15 protein-coding genes and 1 riboswitch are annotated in these 19,739 nt (G+C 49.9%); of the genes, 5 read left to right on the top strand and 10 right to left on the bottom strand.

Translation table 11 applies throughout. The features are described 5' to 3' along the window. Nucleotides 1–359: 359 nt before the first annotated feature. Nucleotides 360–1,787 carry a type I glutamate--ammonia ligase gene (gene glnA / locus EL628_RS12635; protein ID WP_126580298.1) on the bottom strand — a complete coding sequence of 476 codons (1,428 nt, stop codon included), beginning with the start codon at nt 1,785–1,787 and terminating at the stop codon, nt 360–362. Nucleotides 1,788–2,146: 359 nt separating this feature from the next. Continuing rightward, entirely contained in the window at nt 2,147–3,067 is a 921-nt protein-coding gene (locus EL628_RS12640; RefSeq protein ID WP_126580299.1) for a helix-turn-helix domain-containing protein, read from the bottom strand. Nucleotides 3,068–3,150: 83 nt separating this feature from the next. On the opposite strand from EL628_RS12640, the gene EL628_RS12645 reads away from it, so the two are divergent. Further along, nucleotides 3,151–3,960 (top strand): phytanoyl-CoA dioxygenase family protein, encoded by an 810-nt coding sequence (locus tag EL628_RS12645; protein WP_126580300.1) that lies wholly within the window; start codon nt 3,151–3,153, stop codon nt 3,958–3,960. A 263-nt stretch (nt 3,961–4,223) separates the two neighbouring features. On the opposite strand, the gene cofC is transcribed toward EL628_RS12645, so the two are convergent. The 4 genes from cofC to cofE all read right to left on the bottom strand — a co-directional run bounded on the left by cofC (nt 4,224) and on the right by cofE (nt 7,397). Further along, nucleotides 4,224–4,838: a 2-phospho-L-lactate guanylyltransferase gene (cofC, locus tag EL628_RS12650; protein ID WP_126580301.1), complete on the bottom strand. Its 615-nt coding sequence runs from the start codon at nt 4,836–4,838 to the stop codon at nt 4,224–4,226. An 89-nt stretch (nt 4,839–4,927) separates the two neighbouring features. Then, nucleotides 4,928–5,863: a 2-phospho-L-lactate transferase gene (gene cofD, locus EL628_RS12655; RefSeq protein ID WP_126580302.1), complete on the bottom strand. Its 936-nt coding sequence runs from the start codon at nt 5,861–5,863 to the stop codon at nt 4,928–4,930. Between the two features lie 12 nt (nt 5,864–5,875). After that, complete coding sequence (locus EL628_RS12660; RefSeq protein ID WP_245994079.1) at nt 5,876–6,523, bottom strand: nitroreductase family protein; 648 nt, start codon at nt 6,521–6,523, stop codon at nt 5,876–5,878. Nucleotides 6,524–6,629: 106 nt separating this feature from the next. Next, the gene (gene cofE, locus EL628_RS12665; RefSeq protein WP_126580303.1) at nt 6,630–7,397 is read right to left on the bottom strand and encodes a coenzyme F420-0:L-glutamate ligase; all 768 of its coding nucleotides are present in this window, start codon (nt 7,395–7,397) and stop codon (nt 6,630–6,632) included. 209 nt (nt 7,398–7,606) lie between these two features. After that, nucleotides 7,607–7,774: riboswitch (FMN riboswitch) on the top strand. Between the two features lie 208 nt (nt 7,775–7,982). Between cofE and EL628_RS12670 the strand changes: the two genes are divergently transcribed. Both EL628_RS12670 and EL628_RS12675 read left to right on the top strand, forming a co-directional pair. Further along, nucleotides 7,983–8,852, top strand: coding sequence for an ABC transporter permease (locus tag EL628_RS12670; RefSeq protein WP_126580304.1), 870 nt, complete (start codon nt 7,983–7,985; stop codon nt 8,850–8,852). Nucleotides 8,853–8,961: 109 nt separating this feature from the next. Beyond that, nucleotides 8,962–9,969, top strand: a complete 1,008-nt coding sequence (locus EL628_RS12675) for an ABC transporter substrate-binding protein (protein WP_126580305.1) — start codon at nt 8,962–8,964, stop codon at nt 9,967–9,969. Between the two features lie 100 nt (nt 9,970–10,069). Here the strand turns inward: EL628_RS12675 and EL628_RS12680 are convergent, their stop codons facing one another. From EL628_RS12680 to EL628_RS12695, 4 genes are all read right to left on the bottom strand, one after another. After that, complete coding sequence (locus tag EL628_RS12680) at nt 10,070–10,711, bottom strand: hypothetical protein (protein WP_126580306.1); 642 nt, start codon at nt 10,709–10,711, stop codon at nt 10,070–10,072. Between the two features lie 299 nt (nt 10,712–11,010). After that, on the bottom strand, nt 11,011–13,158 hold the full coding sequence (locus EL628_RS12685) for a serine/threonine-protein kinase (RefSeq protein WP_126580307.1): 2,148 nt from the start codon (nt 13,156–13,158) through the stop codon (nt 11,011–11,013). A 426-nt stretch (nt 13,159–13,584) separates the two neighbouring features. Beyond that, nucleotides 13,585–15,411, bottom strand: coding sequence for a serine/threonine protein kinase (locus EL628_RS12690; RefSeq protein ID WP_126580308.1), 1,827 nt, complete (start codon nt 15,409–15,411; stop codon nt 13,585–13,587). A gap of 158 nt (nt 15,412–15,569) precedes the next feature. Continuing rightward, entirely contained in the window at nt 15,570–17,036 is a 1,467-nt protein-coding gene (locus EL628_RS12695; protein ID WP_126580309.1) for a cation diffusion facilitator family transporter, read from the bottom strand. 648 nt (nt 17,037–17,684) lie between these two features. Here EL628_RS12695 and argC point away from each other — a divergent pair. Together argC and argB are read left to right on the top strand one after the other, a co-directional pair. Then, nucleotides 17,685–18,767 carry an N-acetyl-gamma-glutamyl-phosphate reductase gene (gene argC / locus EL628_RS12700; RefSeq protein ID WP_126580310.1) on the top strand — a complete coding sequence of 361 codons (1,083 nt, stop codon included), beginning with the start codon at nt 17,685–17,687 and terminating at the stop codon, nt 18,765–18,767. Between the two features lie 40 nt (nt 18,768–18,807). Beyond that, on the top strand, nt 18,808–19,677 hold the full coding sequence (gene argB / locus EL628_RS12705; RefSeq protein ID WP_126580311.1) for an acetylglutamate kinase: 870 nt from the start codon (nt 18,808–18,810) through the stop codon (nt 19,675–19,677). Nucleotides 19,678–19,739: the final 62 nt, after the last annotated feature.

Consider the following 19,739-nt stretch of genomic DNA (forward strand, 5'->3'; position numbering starts at 1 on the left):
TTGAGACTGAACGTGTCATGAAAAGCTCTGAATCCGGTGTCAGAGGTAAAAATATGAGAACTGTTATTGTATGCTACTGCTCTATGAGCTTGCCAATCTCACTTATAGTATACTACATTATAAATGTATTGTAAAAATTGAGTTCCTCTTCATAACTCAAACAGATCTAACCACTTAATGGCCTCTAGCCTTATTTCACGCTATCATATCAACTTCTAGAGAACACTTAGGCGTCGTAGTACAGCACTAAAAATCACAGAAAATGACCGTTAAGTAAAGAAAAATTACTTAACGGTCACTTGCTATGATCAGGCTTCTGGCCTTATCTTACGCCAATTTCATAATCATAGAGAGAATGCTTAGGCGTCGTAGTACATCGAAAACTCGATTGGAGCAGGGCGGAGGCGGACTGCTGCGGCCTGTTCGCGTTTGAGCTCAATATATTTCTCAAGCACATCGGGAGTGAAGACATCGCCCTCGAGCAAGAAGGCATGATCATTCTCAAGTGCTTTGAGCGACTCATCCAATGAGCCAGGGACCGAGCTGATCTCGCTGAGCTCTTCAGGAGTCATGCTAAAGAGGTCTTTATCAACGGGACCGAAGCCATACTCACTGGGCTCCAGCTCGCGGCGAACGCCATCGAGACCAGCCATCAGCAGAGCAGCGAAGAGCAGGTAAGGGTTGGCAGTTGGATCGGGAGGGCGGAACTCGATGCGCTTCGCCTTTGGATTCTCGGAGACCGGGATACGGACGGCAGCGCTACGGTTACCCTGAGAGAAGACCAGATTGACAGGAGCTTCGTACCCAGGAACCAGACGTTTGTAGCTATTGGTGCTAGGAGCAGCAATGGCCAGCAAGGCTGGAGCATGGCTCAAGATACCAGCGACATAGTGGCGGGCCATCTTCGAGAGGTGAGCATAGCCATCTTTATCAAAGAACAGAGGCTTCTCGTCCTTCCAGAGGCTCTGGTGCGTATGCATACCGGAACCATTATCACCATAAACTGGTTTTGGCATGAACGTGACCGACTTGCCATATTTGCGAGCGGTATTTTTGATCACATACTTGAAGAGCAGCAGCTTGTCGGCAGTATCGACCAGAGTGCCGAAGCGATAGTCGATCTCACACTGGCCAGCGGCACCGACTTCATGGTGGTGGGCCTCGACCTTAATGCCCAGAGCCTCAAGATTGAGGACCATCTCTGTGCGCAGATCCTGATAGGTATCGTTAGGAGCAACGGGGAAGTAGCCACCTTTAACAGTCATCAGATGGCCCAGGCTGCGTCCACCCTCAAAGCCCTCGGTATTCCAGGCGGCTTCAACGGAATCAACCTCAGCATACTGTTTATTATCAGTAGAGGCATAGCGAACATTGTCAAAAATATAGAATTCGGCTTCAGGTCCAAAATAAGCAGTATCGGCAATACCAGTGCTGCGGAGATACTCTTCTGCCTTCTGAGCAATATAGCGAGGATCGCGGCTATATGGTCTTTTATCCTGTGGATGGAAGATGTTACACGTAAGGCTCAAAGTGGGAACAGCGGTGAAAGGGTCCAGGAAAGCAGTATTGGCATCGGGGATAATCAGCATGTCGCTTTCATTGATGTGCTGGAAACCGCGGACACTGGAGCCATCAAACGGCAGACCATCTTCAAAGAGATCTTCTGTCAAAACATGCACAGGCACGCTAAAGTGCTGCCAGGTGCCAGGTAGATCTGAAAATTTAATATCTACTATTTTGACACCATTCTCTTTAGCTAGCTTCAGGACATCGGCTGGCGTGGTCATCTGTGTCTTCTCCTCTTACATGTTCTCCTGGCATCATCGCAGGAAGTATGGCATGCATTGCCGGGTTATTTGTTTTTTTCTTGCTAGTATTAGGTATAGAAACCTCGCTTGATAGACATGGGGTTTATTCATGTATGTCCCTTATGATATGCCGTGAGCGAATAGGAAGATACAGACAGTTTGCAAGAAAGTTGACCATGCTGAATTGTGCAGTCTGCACAAAATAATGTGCCAATTTCCTGACTTCCCTATCATATTGCTGCCCTATTCTCTATTTTTGTTTATTTTGCTCAAAATAACATCTACTGCTTTATAGATAGATTGAACATTCCATACAATGAAGCTCTACAAAATGAAGCCTATTTATTGAGGGGTTTCATCTGTTCTTTGCCAGTTGTCAGGTGGCGAGCACGATAGTCACTGGGGGATGTCCCAAAGTGGCGATGAAACTGGCGGCTGAAATAGAAGGCGCTGTGAAAGCCTACTTCTTCTGCAATTGTGTTGATGCTCAGTGCACTAAATTCCAATAAACGAGCTGCATTGCGGAGGCGGAGAGAGAGAAGCACGTTCATGACAGAGTCCCCAATCTCTTGTTTGAACAGATGGGAGAGACGCGAGGGGGAGAGTGCTACCTGCCGGGCCAGCAGGTGGAGATCGTATGGGGCCTTAAGATCCTGGGTGATGAGATTGAGGATTGTCTGGATACGTGGATCGAACTGGCGCAGGGGTTGTTGTGCCTGTTCGTGCGCAGCGAGCAGGAAGATTTCCTCCAGGCCATTCAGGGCAAGCTCTTGTTGAATCAGAGATGGCCCGAGCGCGTGCTGGCTATTGACGGTCGCTGGTTGCGGTTTTATTGCCTCGTGCAGTCTGGCAAAGGCCTGGGTACAGCGTTCCTGATTGGTTTGTAAGTGATAGCGAAAGAGTCCCTGTCCGATTGCTGGGAGATGCCACCAGTTAAACCAGGTGAGCCTTGGCTGAAAATGGACCCAATGAAATTCCCAGTATGCTCCATCTGGGACAGAATAGTCGTGTAGCGCGTGAGGATCAAGGAGAATGAGATCTCCCGGCTGCGTGTGTAGTTCAAGCCCGGGCTGTCGATAGAGGCCCGTTCCTTGAATTGTGTAGGTAAGAAGCCAGTTATTTGAGCCGTGGGTGCGATAGGTTGCATACCCGGGTCGCTCTTTGAAATGGCCGCTCACCAGAATATCTGGTGGAGGTGATTGCGATTCTTCAGTAGTGTACATAGCAGGATTGTACATGTTTCTAACCGTGGAGTCCATTCTTTTTTGTCACTTTTCTCGCTACTATAGAGAGAGAAACAGCATGTTGTTTGCTGGAGTAGATGAAAGGATGAGGTAAGCCAATGACGACTATCGCAGCACGATTGACGCCTGAACAACTCCATCAATTTGAGGAGCAAGGGTATCTTATTCTCCGTGGGGTTTTAAATACGGAGGAAGTAGACCAGCTTATTCAGACATTTATGGAGATCAAGGCAGCAGGATCGGTTCCAGGCTTTTTTGAGCCAGCTTCTGCTGAGGAGGCCAATGGCGATATTCTGAAGCTGTATCCACGTATTATGCATCCCCATCGTTTTAATGAGATTGCTCTGCGCTATCTATTGGATGGGCGTATTCAGGCTATTCTGGCGGACCTATTTGCTGAGGAGCCTCTAGCAGCTCAGAGTATGTTCTACTTTAAGCCAGCCGGGGCACGTGGACAGGCTCTCCATCAGGATAATTTCTATCTACGCGTTGAGCCAGGAACCTGTATTGCTGCCTGGTTTGCTCTTGATCCAGCTGATCGGGATAACGGCGGCTTAGAGGTAGTACCTGGAACCCATAAGATGGATATCTTCTGTCCCGAGGAGGCTGATGCTGCACTCTCTTTTACGCGCGATTTTGTGCCTATTCCCGAGGGATTGCAGGCTCTCCCTGTTGATCTGGCACCAGGTGATGTGCTTTTCTTTAATGGCAGCTTAGTGCATGGTTCGCAACCCAATCGGACCCAGGATCGTTTCCGTCGCTCATTTATCTGCCACTATATTGGTCGTTCGTCGGAGCGCATGTCGCAGTGGTATCGACCAATTCTCACATTCGCTGGCGATGAGGTCATACTTGATATCAACGAAGGTGGTGGCCCCTGCGGAACGGAGATTGCAGGTCCTCACTAAACCTGTCTCTGCTTTGGGGGGCGTGGCTTCTTTATGAAGGAGGCCACGCCTTCGTGGTCATGAAGTGGGGGAAGAGAGCGGAGAGGGTTACGGTGGCGACCATTCATGATGGACCCTACGAGATTATGCGATAAATCAAATTTTATAAGCGATTTATCGCATGAGGGTGCCGGGCCCATCATGAATGATGGCCGTGGAACGTCCACTGCTCTACTTTGTTGTTTCCCCTTAATGGTCGTTGTGGTAGTTGGACACAATATGTGTTAGAGACAACCAATTTTGCTCTGTTGCTCCAGCGTTTCGAGTTGAGTGATATCATCGATAGTATCGATATCCAGAGCGAGGCCCAGACTGCTGTAGAGCACATGGCTCAGCTTTTGTTGTTGGGCCTCGCGTTGATGGCGGGGCAGGCTATTGACTCCAAAGAGATAGGGAAGAGCCAGAGGGGGCCGTACGAGGATCGCATTGGTGCCAGTCTGATCTTGTGATGGAGCTAAGACGACCTCATAGTGGTGAGCAAGATCGACCATCTCTTGCACTTCTCGAGTTGTCAGGAGAGGAAGATCGGCTGAGATCGTGAGTAGAGCATTCGAGCCATTGATCAGCTCACGCTTAGCCGCTGCTGTCAGGGCAGGATTATGGCCAGCCTGTTCCTCAAGCCAGGTTGAGGCTCCCCACTCCTGAGCCCGTTCCAGGACGCGTGTATCTGCACTGACGACAGAGATAGAAGAGAGAACCTGACTGGTGCGTAATGTGCAGATAACATGACGAAGCATATCCAGCATCAGACTTGCGCGCTGAACTGCGGTAAGATGGGTGGCAAGGCGACTTTTGGCCTCATCCAGAGACTTTACCGGTATGAGTGCAGTATATTTCAATGGGTTTCCTTACTGTTCTAAACGAGCAGATCTCTCTTCCTGCTGGCTCTCACTCTCTAAAGATCCTGAGTGGATAGGTGTTCCACCCGTTATGAGAATTGTAAGCCAGCTGCCTCAATAACGACTTGTGCTAGAGCCTTTTTGGCAGTGAGATCTCTCATAATCGTATCAGTAACGACGGTAGGAATGCCAAGATCCTCGATTTCGGTAGCCAGATGGGCATCTTGCTGATCAATAACCATGACATCTAGAAAATCACGATAGCCTCGGGCAACGCCGACTGCCGAGACCTCGCGATGCAAGCCCCGCATAATCTTATCCGCAGGTCCCTTGATCGGAGCACCTCCTACAATGGGGCTGACGGCAACAACCATGGCACTTGTTTCATGCAAAGCATTATGGATGCCAGGGACTGATAAAATCGTGCCGATGCTGACAATGGGATTGCTGGGAGCAATAAACACAGCCTCGGCATTGCGAATAGCCTCAATCACGCCTGGGGCAGGCTTAGCCTCCTGGGCTCCGACAAAGACCACATCTAATACTTCATCGGCAAAGCGGCGTTTGACCATATATTCTTCAAAATGAATCAGACCAGTGGGCGTTTGAATATGCGTCTCTACCGACTGATTGCTCATTGGCAACATCGTAATTTGCAGGCCAAGGCTGTTTTTTAGCTGATTGGTGATCTCACTTAACGTCTTGCCCTGGCGCAGAAGATTGGTGCGGTGAATATGGGTTGCCAGATCGCGGTCCCCAAGGTTAAACCAATCTTCATTGCCATAGCTGGTAAGTTGTTTCATGGCATGATAGGTATCGTGGCGCAGGCCCCAGCCCTGGGCCTCATCAACAAGGCCAGCTAATGTGTACAGGACAATATCAACATCGGGCGAGACATGCAGCCCATAGAACTCTCGATCATCGCCGGTATTGGCGATCACGGTAATCTGCTCCTGGGGCACAATCTGTACCACCCCCTGTAGGAAACGGGCAGCGCCAACTCCTCCTGCGAGTACTACAATCATCTTTTATAAACCTCAGTCAAAATGAACGATTAATGTATCAAGTGGAAGGCGTGGACGACGCTGAGGATCAGCGGCGGCATAACCTACCGTAATCAAGGCATGCGGGATTAAATGGGTATCAAGGTTGAGTGTAGCACAGACAACCTCTGGACAAAAGAGGGGGGCACACATCCAGCCAGTATCCAATCCCAGATCGTAGGCCATCAGCAGCATATTTTGTACGGCAGCTCCAAGACTCTGAATCGCCATGGTTGTCTCATCGCTCTGACGCCTTGCATCGGGATATTGGTCCAGATCTTCAAGATAAAGGCAAGGGATAATGATAGCTGGTGCTTCACTGATGCGTTGGCGTGATTTTGTGAGGCGAGTGTGAACGATCTGCTCATCCTGGCCATCCATTTGGAGATTATGCTGCCAGCTCTCACCCATCTGATCCGCTAGCTGAGCTTTAGCCTCCGGACGTGTCAGAACAACAAAGCGCCAGGGCTGTCGCCCATGTGGCGAGGGAGCCCAGCGAGCTGCCTCAAGGATCTGTTCAAGTTGTTGCCGTTCTACTGGTCGATCCTGATACTTGCGTACGCTCCGTCTGCTCCGTAGAAGGGTTGCCAGATCTGAGCTGCGTAGAGGGCTGGTGATCGGTCGTGTTTCTGGTCCTGTCACAATTGTCTATCCTATAGTAATTCAGGCTCATGCGTTCCATTGAATCATAAAAAATGGTTCAAGTACCCTTCCAGATCACAATGGCCCTTGAACCATGCACATAGTCTTAGCGGAACATATCGGTTGCGCTGTCTCGTAGCAGCGTTTTTACCGTTCCACTGGCAGGTTGATACTGATAGCCACGAATGAGGGCAACGGGGACCGCAGCTATCTTGCCCATCACGAGCTCGGCAGCAGAGGCCAGTTCATCCGCTACGGCGATAACACTGGCGTGTAGCTCATACCCATAGGGATCAATCTGGCCGCGATAGTCTGTCATTGCCTCCATCCCTGCAACTCCGATGGCCATATTTATCTGTCCATTGCGCCAGACGCGCCCCCAGGTATCAGAAATAATAATGGCGAGATCAAAGTTTTCGCCTTCGCCAGTAAGCTCTTGTATGCGCGTACGCAATTGGTGGGCTGATTGATCAGAATCAATGGGGAGCAAGGTTAAGAGATCGGCTCCATTCACATTCGATTCATCAACGCCAGCATTGGCACAGATAAAACCATGGTGAGTCTCACTGATAAGCACCCCGTGGCTCATACGGACGATGCGCTTGCTCTCGCGGAGCACAACCTCAACATGGCGGGGATCTTTATTGCCTTGTTCTGCAATCTGTCGTGCAAATGCTGAAGGCTCGACCTCGTCCAGTCTGACTGTGCGTCCCTCCGCTTTGGAAACAATTTTTTGTGTGACAACGAGGATATCGCCCTTTTGTAGGGAGAGCCCTTGCTGTTGCAGTGCTGTAAAAATAAGTTGACCCAGGTCGGTGCCCAGGGGGATTTCTCCGATTCCAGTGATTGGAATGATACGTAGTTCTGTGCTCATAAGCCTCCTCGTCCATTATTATATCGCTTGTAGAGAAAGACTGCCAAGACATCGAAAGTGAGACAGGTTCCTCTCTGTTGTGTTGAGCATAGAGAACTTACAGGAAAGTGGTTCTCTTTCTCTCGCATGAACGTAGAGTGAGAGATCTCTAATGTCATGCGTTTAGCTCTTGCAAAAGAGCACCTATTTATGGCATACTTACCTTTAGTAAGAACCTTCGGGGCAGGGTGAAATTCCCGACCGGCGGTAAGACACTTTTGTGGACAGAAGTGTTAAGCCCGCGAGCACATCATCAACGACTCTGTGTGTTGATGGGAATGAGCAGACTCGGTGTGATTCCGAGGCCGACGGTACAGTCCGGATGGGAGAAGGTTTATCAGGGAACTGTTGCATCTCTGTGCAACAGGATCGTTTGCTATAGTCTGTGAACTGCATTGACGCACAAAAGTATCAGGTTATGGTCGAACGTATCCCTAAGATCTCCCGCGAAAAAAATCCCCCCCAGGTTAGTTGAATTGACGCTTCCCCGTTTCTCTTTGTTGGCCGCGTGGAATCGTCAGTAGAGCTAATAACCGAGGGATAGTCATGAGTATTTCAACATCCAGTGGGAAGCGCACAGGCTTCAAACTCCAGGCGTATGCAGAGCCACAGGCGTTGCAGGAGATGCCCCGGCGAAGGGCCGATTCTCAGCGCTGGAAAGACTTGCAACATCTCATCTCTTTTCTACCTCCTTTTCTCCTCGCTTTGCTCTTTATTATGGGCTGGTATTTTATAACGGCTTCTGGTCGGATCAATAGCCTGATTCTACCAACACCAGCAGAGGTCTTGGCCAGTTTCTCTGATGGCGTACAGTCGGGCCTCTTCTGGAGCAATCTTCAGGTCACGCTGCAAGAAAGCTTGCTTGGTTTCTTACTTGCCGTCGCTATTGCTTTGCCGATTGGCTATGGTGTAGCCAAATCCCGTCTTCTGGCTCGAACCTTGCTGCCCTATCTTGCGGCAGGGCAGGCTATTCCAGCTATTGTCATTGCTCCTTTCCTCTTTTTATGGTTTGGCAATGGCTTGCTCCCTGTGGTCATCGTCTGTATGCTCGTGGTTCTTTTTCCTCTGGTAATGAACACTATTTTAGGTGTGCAGACAATTGATCCAGCGCTCACCGATGCTGCGCGGTTAGAGGGGGCTGCTGGCTGGTCTCTCCTCTCCAAAATTGAGTTTCCGCTGGCTTTACCGGCAATTCTGGCCGCTGTCCGCACAGGGATGACGCTTTCGATTACCGGTGCGCTGGTAGGAGAGTTTTTCTGTAGCCCGGATCGTGGACTTGGCGCTCTGGTTCAGATTGCTCTGCATCAATATGATATGTCATTGATGTTTGCCACGGTACTGGTGCTGGCAGTGCTGGCAGCTCTGTATTATAGTGCCACCTGGTTGCTTGTTAAAGCTGCCGAGTCCACTTACTAAGCAAGCGTTCGATACGATATAATTCAGAGGCTTCAAAAAAAAAGCGTGCATCCAGAGACAATAGATGTACGAAGGATCATTATTGTTGGAAATGGAGTACTGTACAGTGATGCGTCTCTCTCAACGTTCATTTTTTCTCTTGTTGAGCTCTTGTGTGTTCTTATTTTCAGTGGGACTGACGGCCTGTGGTGCTGGATCAACAACCGGGGGCACCACCACAAAGCCGCTTAAAAATATTTCGATTGGACTGGGCTACAATCCTGATATTCAATTTGCTCCTTTTTATGTTGCGAAAAGCAAAGGTTATTATCAGGATGCTGGTCTAAATGTCACCTTTAATCATGGGATTGTGCCAGATCTCATTGGTTCAATGCTGGCTGGCAAAAGCGATTTTGTCTTTGCCAGTGGCGATGAGTTGCTGGTGGCCCAGGATAAAAATAAAGGGGTACAGGTGGTGGATGTGGCGAACATCTTCCAGCGCTATCCCGTCAGCCTGATTGTCCCAGCGGATTCTCCCATCAAGACCCTGGCCGATCTCAAAGGTCATAGCATTGGGGAACCCGGACCCTATGGTGCCACTCATACGGGCCTGCTGGCGTTATTGTATAAAGCCAACCTGACGGCCTCCGATGTGAACTTGCAGTCTATTGGCTATAATCAGGTTTCGGCGCTCTTAGCTCATCGTGTGGATGCGGTGATGGGGTATGCTAATAATGAGCCTTTGCAGTTAGAGTCTCACGGACTTAACGTGCGTACGTTTGCAGTCTCCGATTATCAGCCCCTGGTCTCCAATGGTATCGTTGTGCCACAGAAAACGTATCAGAGCGATGCGGCCACTGTTAAAGCCTTCGTGCAGGCTACACTTAAAGGGGTGCAGGAGGTCATACGCGATCCAAATGGGGCAGTTGACGTAAGCAAAAGTTTTGTGCCAGGGATGAACACCACGCAGGCACTGGCAGTTTTGAAGGCAACGCTTCCAATCTACAAAGGGGATGGGCATCCGGGTTATAACGATAGTGCGACCTGGCAAGCGATGGAACAATTTTTGATTTCACAAAAGATGATCTCACCAGTGAATAATCTTTCACAATACTACACAAATGACGCGCTTTCCTGAGCACGTTAGTGCTGAGTGCAGCGGGGGCCTTCTACCTCTTTCGAGAGGTGGAAGGCCCCTTTGTTTGACTCATGCCATCACAGTCTGATCAAAAGCTGGCTTAGTTTGTGAATTTGAAAGACTGAAGAATGGGTTGGAAGTACGCAGCATTAGCCAGATCAAAGCCTGCGGTAGCTGTTGCATACAGGATGCCATAGACCTTCGTATTGGCACTTTGAGCGGGATAGTTGACCGCAATCGCAATCTCTTTGCTGCTGGCCGTAATACCTTTGACGGTCACGTCCGCAGTGGCACCGCGTTGATCCCAGCTCTGTCCACCAACAGTTGTTTTTGCCGAGACGTTGACTGCCTGATAATTCTTCGCATTGCTCTTAAAGGCATTGACCGCCAGATCCAGGATAGAATTGGCCGAGAGGAGTGCACCAGGATTTGGGGCAACATCGACAGTGAAGTTGACCAGCCCGGTTGGATCAGTGAAACTGATGGCTTTTCCTCTCCCTTCCTCAAATTTTTGGTCCTCCGTCACTTTCCAGCCCTCAGGATATTTTAGAGTAAAGCCATCGCCCTGATAGGTTTTGAGATTGCCTGTACCAGGAATATTGATGCTCGCCTGAGTTGGTGTAGGTGTGGGTTTAGCTGTAGCGTTCGAGCCAAAGAGATCGCAGGCCGAAAGAGCGAACGTGAGACAGAGACATGATAAGAGTAAAACTGTCCATCGAAAAGAAGAGAAAAAAGACTGCATAGACCCTCCAGTAGTCATTGTTTTATATGCAATTGGTGTGAAAACCACGAAGCCTTTAGCTTCATGATCCCACCTCCACAGGCACCTCTGCTGATTGAAGACGCTTATCACAAACTAGACGTAGGCAAGCGGCTTTTTTGACACCAGGGTAGTGGGCAGTGTTGAAAGAGATCTATAATCAGCTCCAGGGAGGATTGTAGCCTTAGCAGGGATATATAGGTTCACTTATGAAGGCCACAATCCAACAAATTGACGTTCGGCATTTGAGAAGAAGCCATAGTGTTCTCTCACCGGTGAGCTTAATTCAAGGTGTAGATAGCCAGGTTTTTGAACGTGACATTGGTGCCAGCATCTGCGGCCAACCCAATATCTCCTCCCTTGTACTGATCGCTTGTGGCATAGCCTTGCCAGTTCTGATTGATGTAGCAATTATAGACGCCATTGGAGACAATAACTTCAATGGTGATGGTCGAGCTATCTGTCTGTGGAGGGTTAAATGGATAGGAAGTAGAGAGCCCTCGAGCAGATCCTGTATCATCGGCATAGGTATAGGTCTGTGAAGTTCTGGCCTCTGGATTAACCAGATACGAGTACGCCCCTTGATTCTGTTCACCAGGTTGATTATGGAAATAGACACCAAACTGCCCATGTGAGCCAGGATTGACTGTAACTTGAACCTGGAGCACAAAATTCTCGGGAATTTTCTGTTGTTGTGGTAGATTACTCAAGAATGTGCCAGCCAGTGTATTGTTTGCAGTATTATGAAGCACCGTGCCATTGGACGTGCACTGCAACGTTGCATTCTGCTTCTGACTCCACGTACCACCCTGTTTATCACAGGTGCCTCCAGGCAGGCTTGTGCCATAAAGCATGGAGCCAATCGTGCCAACAAAGACTTGAGCTCCATTCGTCGTTGGTGCAGGCAGACCCGAAGGTTCTTGCGATAGCGGTGTGGTCGGGGTGGAGCTCCGGGTCACCTGTGGTGTACTTTGTGGCGTCTTCTGTGTTTGAGGGGTGCCATTGTGTTGATTGGTAGTCGCTGTTCTGTCGGATACTCCATAATGGAGATAAGCTGCCAGGGCACCAGCCACAAGAATAAGGGTGAGGATACTGCCAACAAGCATCATTGAGGCAGATTGGCAGCCAGCTCGTGCGCGAGGTTGTATCCGAGGTGCCGGGCTAGCGACCTGTTCAAAGCGTCGTACCTCACCCTCTTGCGATGGATTGGGAACTTCGCGTGGTTTGACCACCGTTGCGCGGGGATCGGTAATCATTGTTGGGTGTGTCGTTAGCTTCTCTCTGGCTGTTTGCAGGCGAGGAGCGGCTTCCGTCTCTGAGCTGTGGAGACTTGCGTCCTCATTCATTAAGACGGTTGGGATCGCTTGCACTTGCTTCTGTTGTGCTGCTATGTGTCTGGGAAGAGGATGATCTTCAGCGATGGGTGAGCTATTATCCAGTTCAGTTGTGAACGGGGGCTGCTCCTGTGGTGTTACGCGTTCAGATGGCGTTGCCTTAGAGTGATCGATCGCCTCATAATCGCTGCCAGAAACAGTAGTGGGAGGAGCTTTATAGCCCTCAAGGGTGGTGGTAATCGCATTGCGTAGAGCGCGAGCGAGCTCGTTTGCGCTGGAAAAACGTTGATCGGGAGATTTTGCCATCGCTTGATGAACAACTGCTTCAACGGCAGGAGGAATACCTGGATTCAGCTCGATCAGAGATGGAGGAGCCTCCAGAGCATGTTTAATGGCAACCGCTACAGGTGACGCACCGGTAAAGGGAACCTGTCCAGCCAGCATATGAAAGATAACGATCCCTAACGAGTAGACATCAGTGCGTTGATCGAGAGCACTTCCTGTTCCCTGTTCTGGAGAGAGATACTCAGGGGTACCTACAATCGTCCCTACGCTTGTCAGGAAACGGCCATTGCTTTCATCTGTGACATCTTTGAGCACTTTAGCCAGTCCAAAGTCAGCGATAAGGACACGACCATCTGCATGAAACAGGATATTGCCTGGTTTAAGATCGCGGTGCACAATCCCTTTGCTATGAGCACTCTCCAGACCAGCGGCGGCCTGCTCAACAATATTGAGCACCTCCTTGAGTGGAAGCTGGCCTTGTTTTTCCAACTTTTCCCGCAATGTTCCCCCGGTAACATAGGGCATAACGAGATAGGCTGTATCCCCCTGTTCACCATATTCATAGATGGGCATGATATTGACATGATCCAGGGCCGCAATAGCGTCAGCTTCGCGGCGAAAACGAGCCAGGAACTCATCACGGGGCCGTTGCTCAACGAGATCGGGTAACAGGACTTTCACGGCGACAATGCGTCGAGGTCGCGTCTGTTGAGCTAGATACACTGCACCCATCCCACCACGTCCGAGGAGACGTTGGAGGGTGAATGTTCCGAGCGTCTTCCCAATTAACTCGTCGTTGTTAGTTCGCACGCTCGCAACTCCTCTTGCTACAAAAATACGTAAACCTTTTTATTTTCATGAAATGTATCTCAGGTAATTATCTGATAATAAGTCCTTGTTTGCCACCCTGGCCGGATGATGGGAATAGTGTGCGGTTATCGCGACGATTCACAAAAGAACCAACTGGTCTGCATGAATCAGCATAAGTAGAAAAGGCGATAATTACGCTGTTTTCTTCCCTATTATAATGGACGTTTTCTCTTCGTCAACTGGTGTGTTTGAACGGTATGCTTGTGTTGACGGTCGTTGAAGAGATCAGGAGTGGCCTCCAGATAGTTGATCTAGCTATCTGGATATAGTGTATACTTGCCAACCCATGTATGTAAAGTAATTCTGATCTTAATAGTAATTTGGTAAAAAATGGCGTTTCTTCCTACCTGTCGGGTCAATATGCATTTAGTTATTTGGCGTCTCAGCTTTCCCCGTCGTAAACAGGGAAAATTGAGATGCTGTAATAATTCCAGTATGAGCAACTAAGATTCCACTTGTCCCACTGGCATAGGTACTATCGCTTGCATTACCCAGGAAGGAATTATTGGCGTACAAACTAAACTGAGCGCCATTCATGGCAACTGCTAAGGTCACAAGTTGATGAGGATCATCCATCTGATATTGACCTGTTGCCAGGGATCTCAGGACGCCATTTGTCTCATAGACATAGACGCCCCAACGACCATTGGGGTGAAGGAGAAAGGCATAGCCTCCTCTTTCTATGGTACGGAAGGCGAGCCCATATTCCGCAGTTGAGCGGTTATCTAGCTTGAGTTGAGCGCTAATCGTTGCATCAGTTAGATTTCCATGGTCGCTGTTCCGCGAGATAAGCAGGCCGCCAAGTTGCCCTAAATTCCCACTATTGGTGATAATGGTCGTATCTTCAACACATCTGAAGCTGGCTTTAAAGGGTACCCAGAGTGTTTTTTTCTTTTCACAGGCGGGGTTATTGATAGTATAGCTGGGGGTTCCGGTAGCCAGAGCAACGGCAGGGTTGGGAGCGGCGGGGCTTGTACTTGTTGGTGATGGAACCGTTTGTCCCTGTGTGATCGTGCTGTCCTTTTTAGGGGGACTTGTCAGGACGACACCTACAATGATGCCTCCACCAATAATAAGAATGGAGATAAATAGACCAATAAAGAGCCCCCAGGGCGTGCTTTTCTTAGGCGGTGGTAGTGTGGGGTATGCTGTACCGCGTGGGAGCGCTGTTGCAGGGAGTGGCTGGTGAGATGGAGGGATCTGAGCGTGCTGCATAGTAGATGTGCTATGTGCCTGGGAGAGATAGGCTGCCTCTGGTGTTGATAGGACGAGGGGTGCCGGAGAGTAGGGTGGTACTGGAGCTGGCTCGGCACTGTCTAAGAGCGAAGTTGGTAGTGCGCAGGCCTGACGGAAGGCGAGAGCCATCTCTTTTCCAGAAGAGAAACGATCCTCACGCCGTTTCGCAGTCGCTTTCTGAACCACCATATCGACGCGAGAAGGAATAGCGGGATTGACTGATTGCATGAGTGGGAGATTATCGCGAAGGTGCATGGCGGCAATAGCGAAGGCAGAGCTTCCTGTGAAAGGGACATAGCCAGTGAGCATCTGGAACAGAACAACGCCAAGCTCATAAATATCGGCTCGATAATCGACGTGATCGCCGCTAACCATCTCGGGGGCCATATATTCGGGGGTCCCCAGGACGGTTCCTGCGCTCGTCAAAGTGGCTCCATCAGTTGTATTGTTTGCAATCATGCGTGCAATACCAAAGTCAGCCAGGATTAAGCGGCCATCGGCATGGAGCAAGAAATTAGCTGGTTTCAGGTCCCTATGAATCACACCATGAGCATGAGCATAATCGAGCGCTGAACAGGCCTGCTCAATATAAGAGAGCGCAGTAGAGAGCGAGAGAGGGCCCTGCTGTGCGAGGACATCGCGCAGACTTCCTCCACTAAGAAAGGGCATCACGAGATAAGGAATATTCTCTTGCTCCCCATATTCATAGATGGGCATGATATTGACATGTTCAAGTCGAGCAATGACATCGGCCTCGCGGCGAAAACGTTCGAGGAACTCCGTATACATCTGACTATTCATTGCCAGATCCGGGAGAAGAACCTTGACTGCGACATTGCGCGTGGGGCGTATCTGTTGCGCAAGGTAGACAGCCCCCATACCCCCTTGACCGAGCTGTCTCATCAGGGTGCAGTTTCCTAGTACACGTCCTGTAAGATCACCGATGTGATTGGCCATTTTTTTCTCCTGCCGTTTATAATGCCTATGGTCTGTTTTATGAGAGCCCTCTATGAGTTATTAAGCTCTGATTTTTACCGTTCGTCAATCTCTGCACACAGAAAGTACTGAGTATTCATTTCTTTTACAAATAGTCATGAAAGCAGATAATGTCATGATTATTCAGGTGGCTCTGTGTGGATCGTCACAGAGTTGAGATTGGGATATGCCTGGCGCAATGCACGCTTAATCTCCTCCGCCTCCACATGGACTTGGCTGAGTGGTGCCTGGGCTGCGAAAATAGTGTGGAGGACCAGATCGAGTTCTGGCGGACTGGCTTTCGCCTCTCCTTTAAGCTCAAGCAGCACCTTATTGGGGCGATAGAGCCGAATATCGTGAGCGCTTCCCTGACCAGCAATGCCATCAGCGATCTGGCAAATCTGTCTGGTCATAGTCTGATAATGGTCAGTGACCTCCTGGCGCGGCACAATATGAGTATTGGGAGCCTCCAGATGGGTGGTCACGCGCCGAAGATTGCGATTGCTTTGCAGCACAGCCTGCTCAAGATGGGTTGCAAGATCATGAGCGGTGCGAAGATCCATATCCGCATGGACTTCAAGATCAAAATCCGCCTCCAGCTTCCCTGAGACCTCGCGCACATGAATATCATGAGCATGGACGCCCTGACGTTCAGCGAGATAGTGAATAAGATCGGTGATACTTTCGGAGGGAGTCGCAACTGGCTCAACATGCACAACAGCATCAATCTCACCCTGCGGCGTAAACTCCAGCACCTTTTCCTGAACCACCAGCTCCACCTGTTCTGTCAGCGTATGGATCTGCTCAAACGTTAGAATACGGGGAGCAGCGATGATAATATCGGCAAAGAACTTATTCCCTGTACGCCTGATGCGAATACGCCGTATCTGGGTGATTGTTTTAATCAGAGAGAGTTGTTGATAGAGATGGGTAGGAAGCGTGCCAGGAGCACGATCGATGAGTGCATCAATGGTCTCTCTGGCTAAGCGGATGCTGACCCAGATGACGATGGCCGAGACACCAAGAGCCGCCACAGCATCGGCCTGAGCGAGCCAGTCTGGCAAATGAAATCGCTGGACCATGAAGACAACGACCAGGCCAATGATCACAACGACTGAGCTCCAGATATCGGTACTAAAGTGGAGGGCATCGGCCTCCAGGGCCTGGCTTCCTAATTTGCGTGCCACGCGTAGAAGTGCCCGCGAGCGGGTCACATCGACGCCTACTGAGATTCCCATGACTACAAAAGCCCAGATGTTTATCTCGATCGAACCTTCATGGAAACAGAGCCGGCGGATCGCTTCGTACGTCACCCAGGCAGCAGTCATAAGAAGGAGAATCGCTTCCATCAACGCTGAGATGTTTTCAACCTTCTCATGGCCGTAATTATGATCTGCATCAGCGGGGCGGTCCGCAACACGGACGGCAAAGAATGTCATCAAAGCTGCCACAAGATCCAGCCCTGAATGGGCGGCCTCTGCGAGTAATCCCAGGCTACCAGTAAGGAGCGCAACAGTGATTTTGAGACTCGTAAGCCCAATAGCAGCTCCCACAGACGAGAGGGCAACAAGTGTTTTTTCGCGTTGAGCAGTAGGTGTCAATGCCATGATCTTGGAACATCTCTCCTGCAAATAGTCATTGTACATAGGAAGGTCTGGTTACATCAGGTAGGTGCTAAAAGTGGTAACCGCTCCCAATTGTACTCGATGTTCTGCTCAACAGCAAGAATAGATCTTTTTAGAATGGTGGAAGGCGTTTGTGGTTATTTATACTATATGTTCGTCCTACTATCAGAATAAATACTAATTGACTTTGCTAGAGCCTGCTGCTATCCTAAGGGATGACAAGTGATAAAAGAGACTGACCCGTGTTGAACGAACAAAGTATAAGGTAGAGACCCAACAGCGATCCGATGCAGAGTGAGAGGTCGGAGTGGCTTGTCCGCCTTAGAACGCCTTCGTGAGCGGCTGACCGAAGAAAGTCCCGGCCCGGCCCTATGGGCACTGTGGCCACTAGTGTGACAAGTAGGACCAGATGGGTGGCTCCCATGCAGCATATAGCCACAAAGAGTGGTCTTTTCTGCTTTCGTATCTCGTAAAGAGAGAACCGAAGCTATGCGGCCTGTGATGGCCGGGAAAAGGCAATCTGGGTGGTACCACGGGAGCAGAGATAGCTTTCGTCCCTTTGCAGCATGTGTAGAGAGGGATGGGAGCTTTTTTTATTGTTCTCTTGTCATCGTTGAATGGGAGACGAGTATGACGACGGTTTCTATTGTCAACGTCACAGGATATACTGGGTTAGAGCTCTTACGTTTATTGGCCCAACATCCTGAGTTTGTGGTGACTTCGGTCACGGGTCGGAGTGCTGTTGGGCAACGCTTACTGGATGTATTTCCACAGGTCCAGACGCTCTCCTCACCGGGAGCGGGGCCTCGGCCAATGCCAATTGATCCTGCGCTGGCAATTACTGAGGAGCCTGCTCAGACCGAGCTTGCTTTTGTCTGTCTGCCCCACGCTGCGGCTGCGGAATCTGTGGTACGCCTGCTTGAGCGAGGCATCAAGGTCGTTGATCTGTCGGCTGATTTTCGTTTGCACGACGCAAAAGTGTACGAAGAGTGGTATGCCCACACCCATCCAGCCCCGGCTCTCCTGGAGAGCTCAATCTATGGACTCCCAGAGCGTTATCGCGAACAGATCAGAACAGCGTCACTGGTAGCCAATCCAGGCTGTAATGCCACCACAACTATTCTTGGTCTGCTGCCAATCTATGCCGCCGGTCTGGCCGAGCGTGAGGTCATTACAGACGTCAAAGCTGCTTTAAGTGGAGCTGGCCGTGGCTTAAAACTGGCATCCTTATATGCCGAAGCGAATGAAGATGTCACAGCATACAGCGTCACTGGTCATCGCCATCTACCAGAGGTGACGCAGGAGGTTGTGCTGGCTGCACAGGCAGGTGGGCATGCTTTAGAGCAACCATTGAGAATGACCTTTTTTACGCATCTCGTGCCAATGACGCGAGGAATCTTTGTCACCAGCTATATAGAATTAAAAACGGATGCCCATCTTACGACTGAAGATGTGCAGGATCTGTATCGAAAGTATTATGCAGATGAGCCATTTGTTCACGTAGTCAAACAGCCGCCTCACACCCGCTGGACATATGGCAGTAATCACTGTTTTATCTATCCAATTATTGATCAGCGAACCAATCGACTTATTGTGATGTCGTGTCTTGACAATATGGGGAAGGGTGCTTCGGGTCAGGCCATTCAGAACGCAAATCTTATGTATGGGCTGCCAGAGACGACAGGGCTTTTTCCATTAGGTGTGAATCCATAAGTAGAGGCTGGATGCTTTCAAAAAGTATGAGGAGTACAGAATGGCAATCTCTTATTCAACAACAGCGGCAGGAGATATTATCAACGATCATTATCTAATTGCGCAAGTCCTGGGAGAGGCCCTACCCTATATTGACCACCTCAAAGGAAAAATTCTGGTGATCAAACTGGGTGGAAGTACGCTTGAACATCAGCGAGGCGTGTTGCAAGATATTATCTGGTTGCGGGCGCTGGGCGTCTGTCCAGTCCTTGTTCATGGTGGTGGGCCCTATATTAATCACTGGCTGGAAGTGCTGAATATTCCTACGCGCTTTGAGAATGGTTTACGTGTGACGGACGCACAGACTCTAGAGGTGGTGAGAATGGTTCTGTTGGGGCAGGTCAACCAGGGATTGGTGCTGATGGCTTCACAGATGGGAGGAAAGGCGATTGGTCTGAGCGGAACCGATGGAGGCATGGTGCATGCGCATATTGCCAACGAGAAGCTGGGATTTGTCGGCGAGATTGATGCTGTTGATACCAAAGCCATTGAGGCTCTATTGCGGGAGGGCTATATTCCTATGATTGCCCCTCTGGGTGAGGGGCCCGATGGAACCTGCTTAAATATTAATGCTGATCTGGTTGCTGCCCATATAGCTGGCGCTTTGAATGCCGAGAAGCTCATCTTCTTAAGCAACGTAGCCGGTATCTGTGGAACGGATGGGTCATTAATCTCAGAGCTCAGTGAGGCAGCGGCAAGACAGTTAATTGAAGAAGGCGTTATTCATGGAGGGATGATTCCCAAAGTTACCGCCTGCCTGGACGCGCTGGCGGCAGTTCCACGTGTGCACGTGGTTGATGGACGAGAGCCTCATGTCTTATTGCGAGAGCTCTTTACCGATCAGGGGGCAGGAACAATGATCATTCGCTAGCTTCTCACTAGCCGCCCTGTCTTGTCGCGCGAGGTAGATAGCAGGGCGAGAGAAGGAGCGTC

Source organism: Tengunoibacter tsumagoiensis, assembly GCF_003967535.1.
Classification (GTDB): domain Bacteria; phylum Chloroflexota; class Ktedonobacteria; order Ktedonobacterales; family Ktedonobacteraceae; genus Tengunoibacter; species Tengunoibacter tsumagoiensis.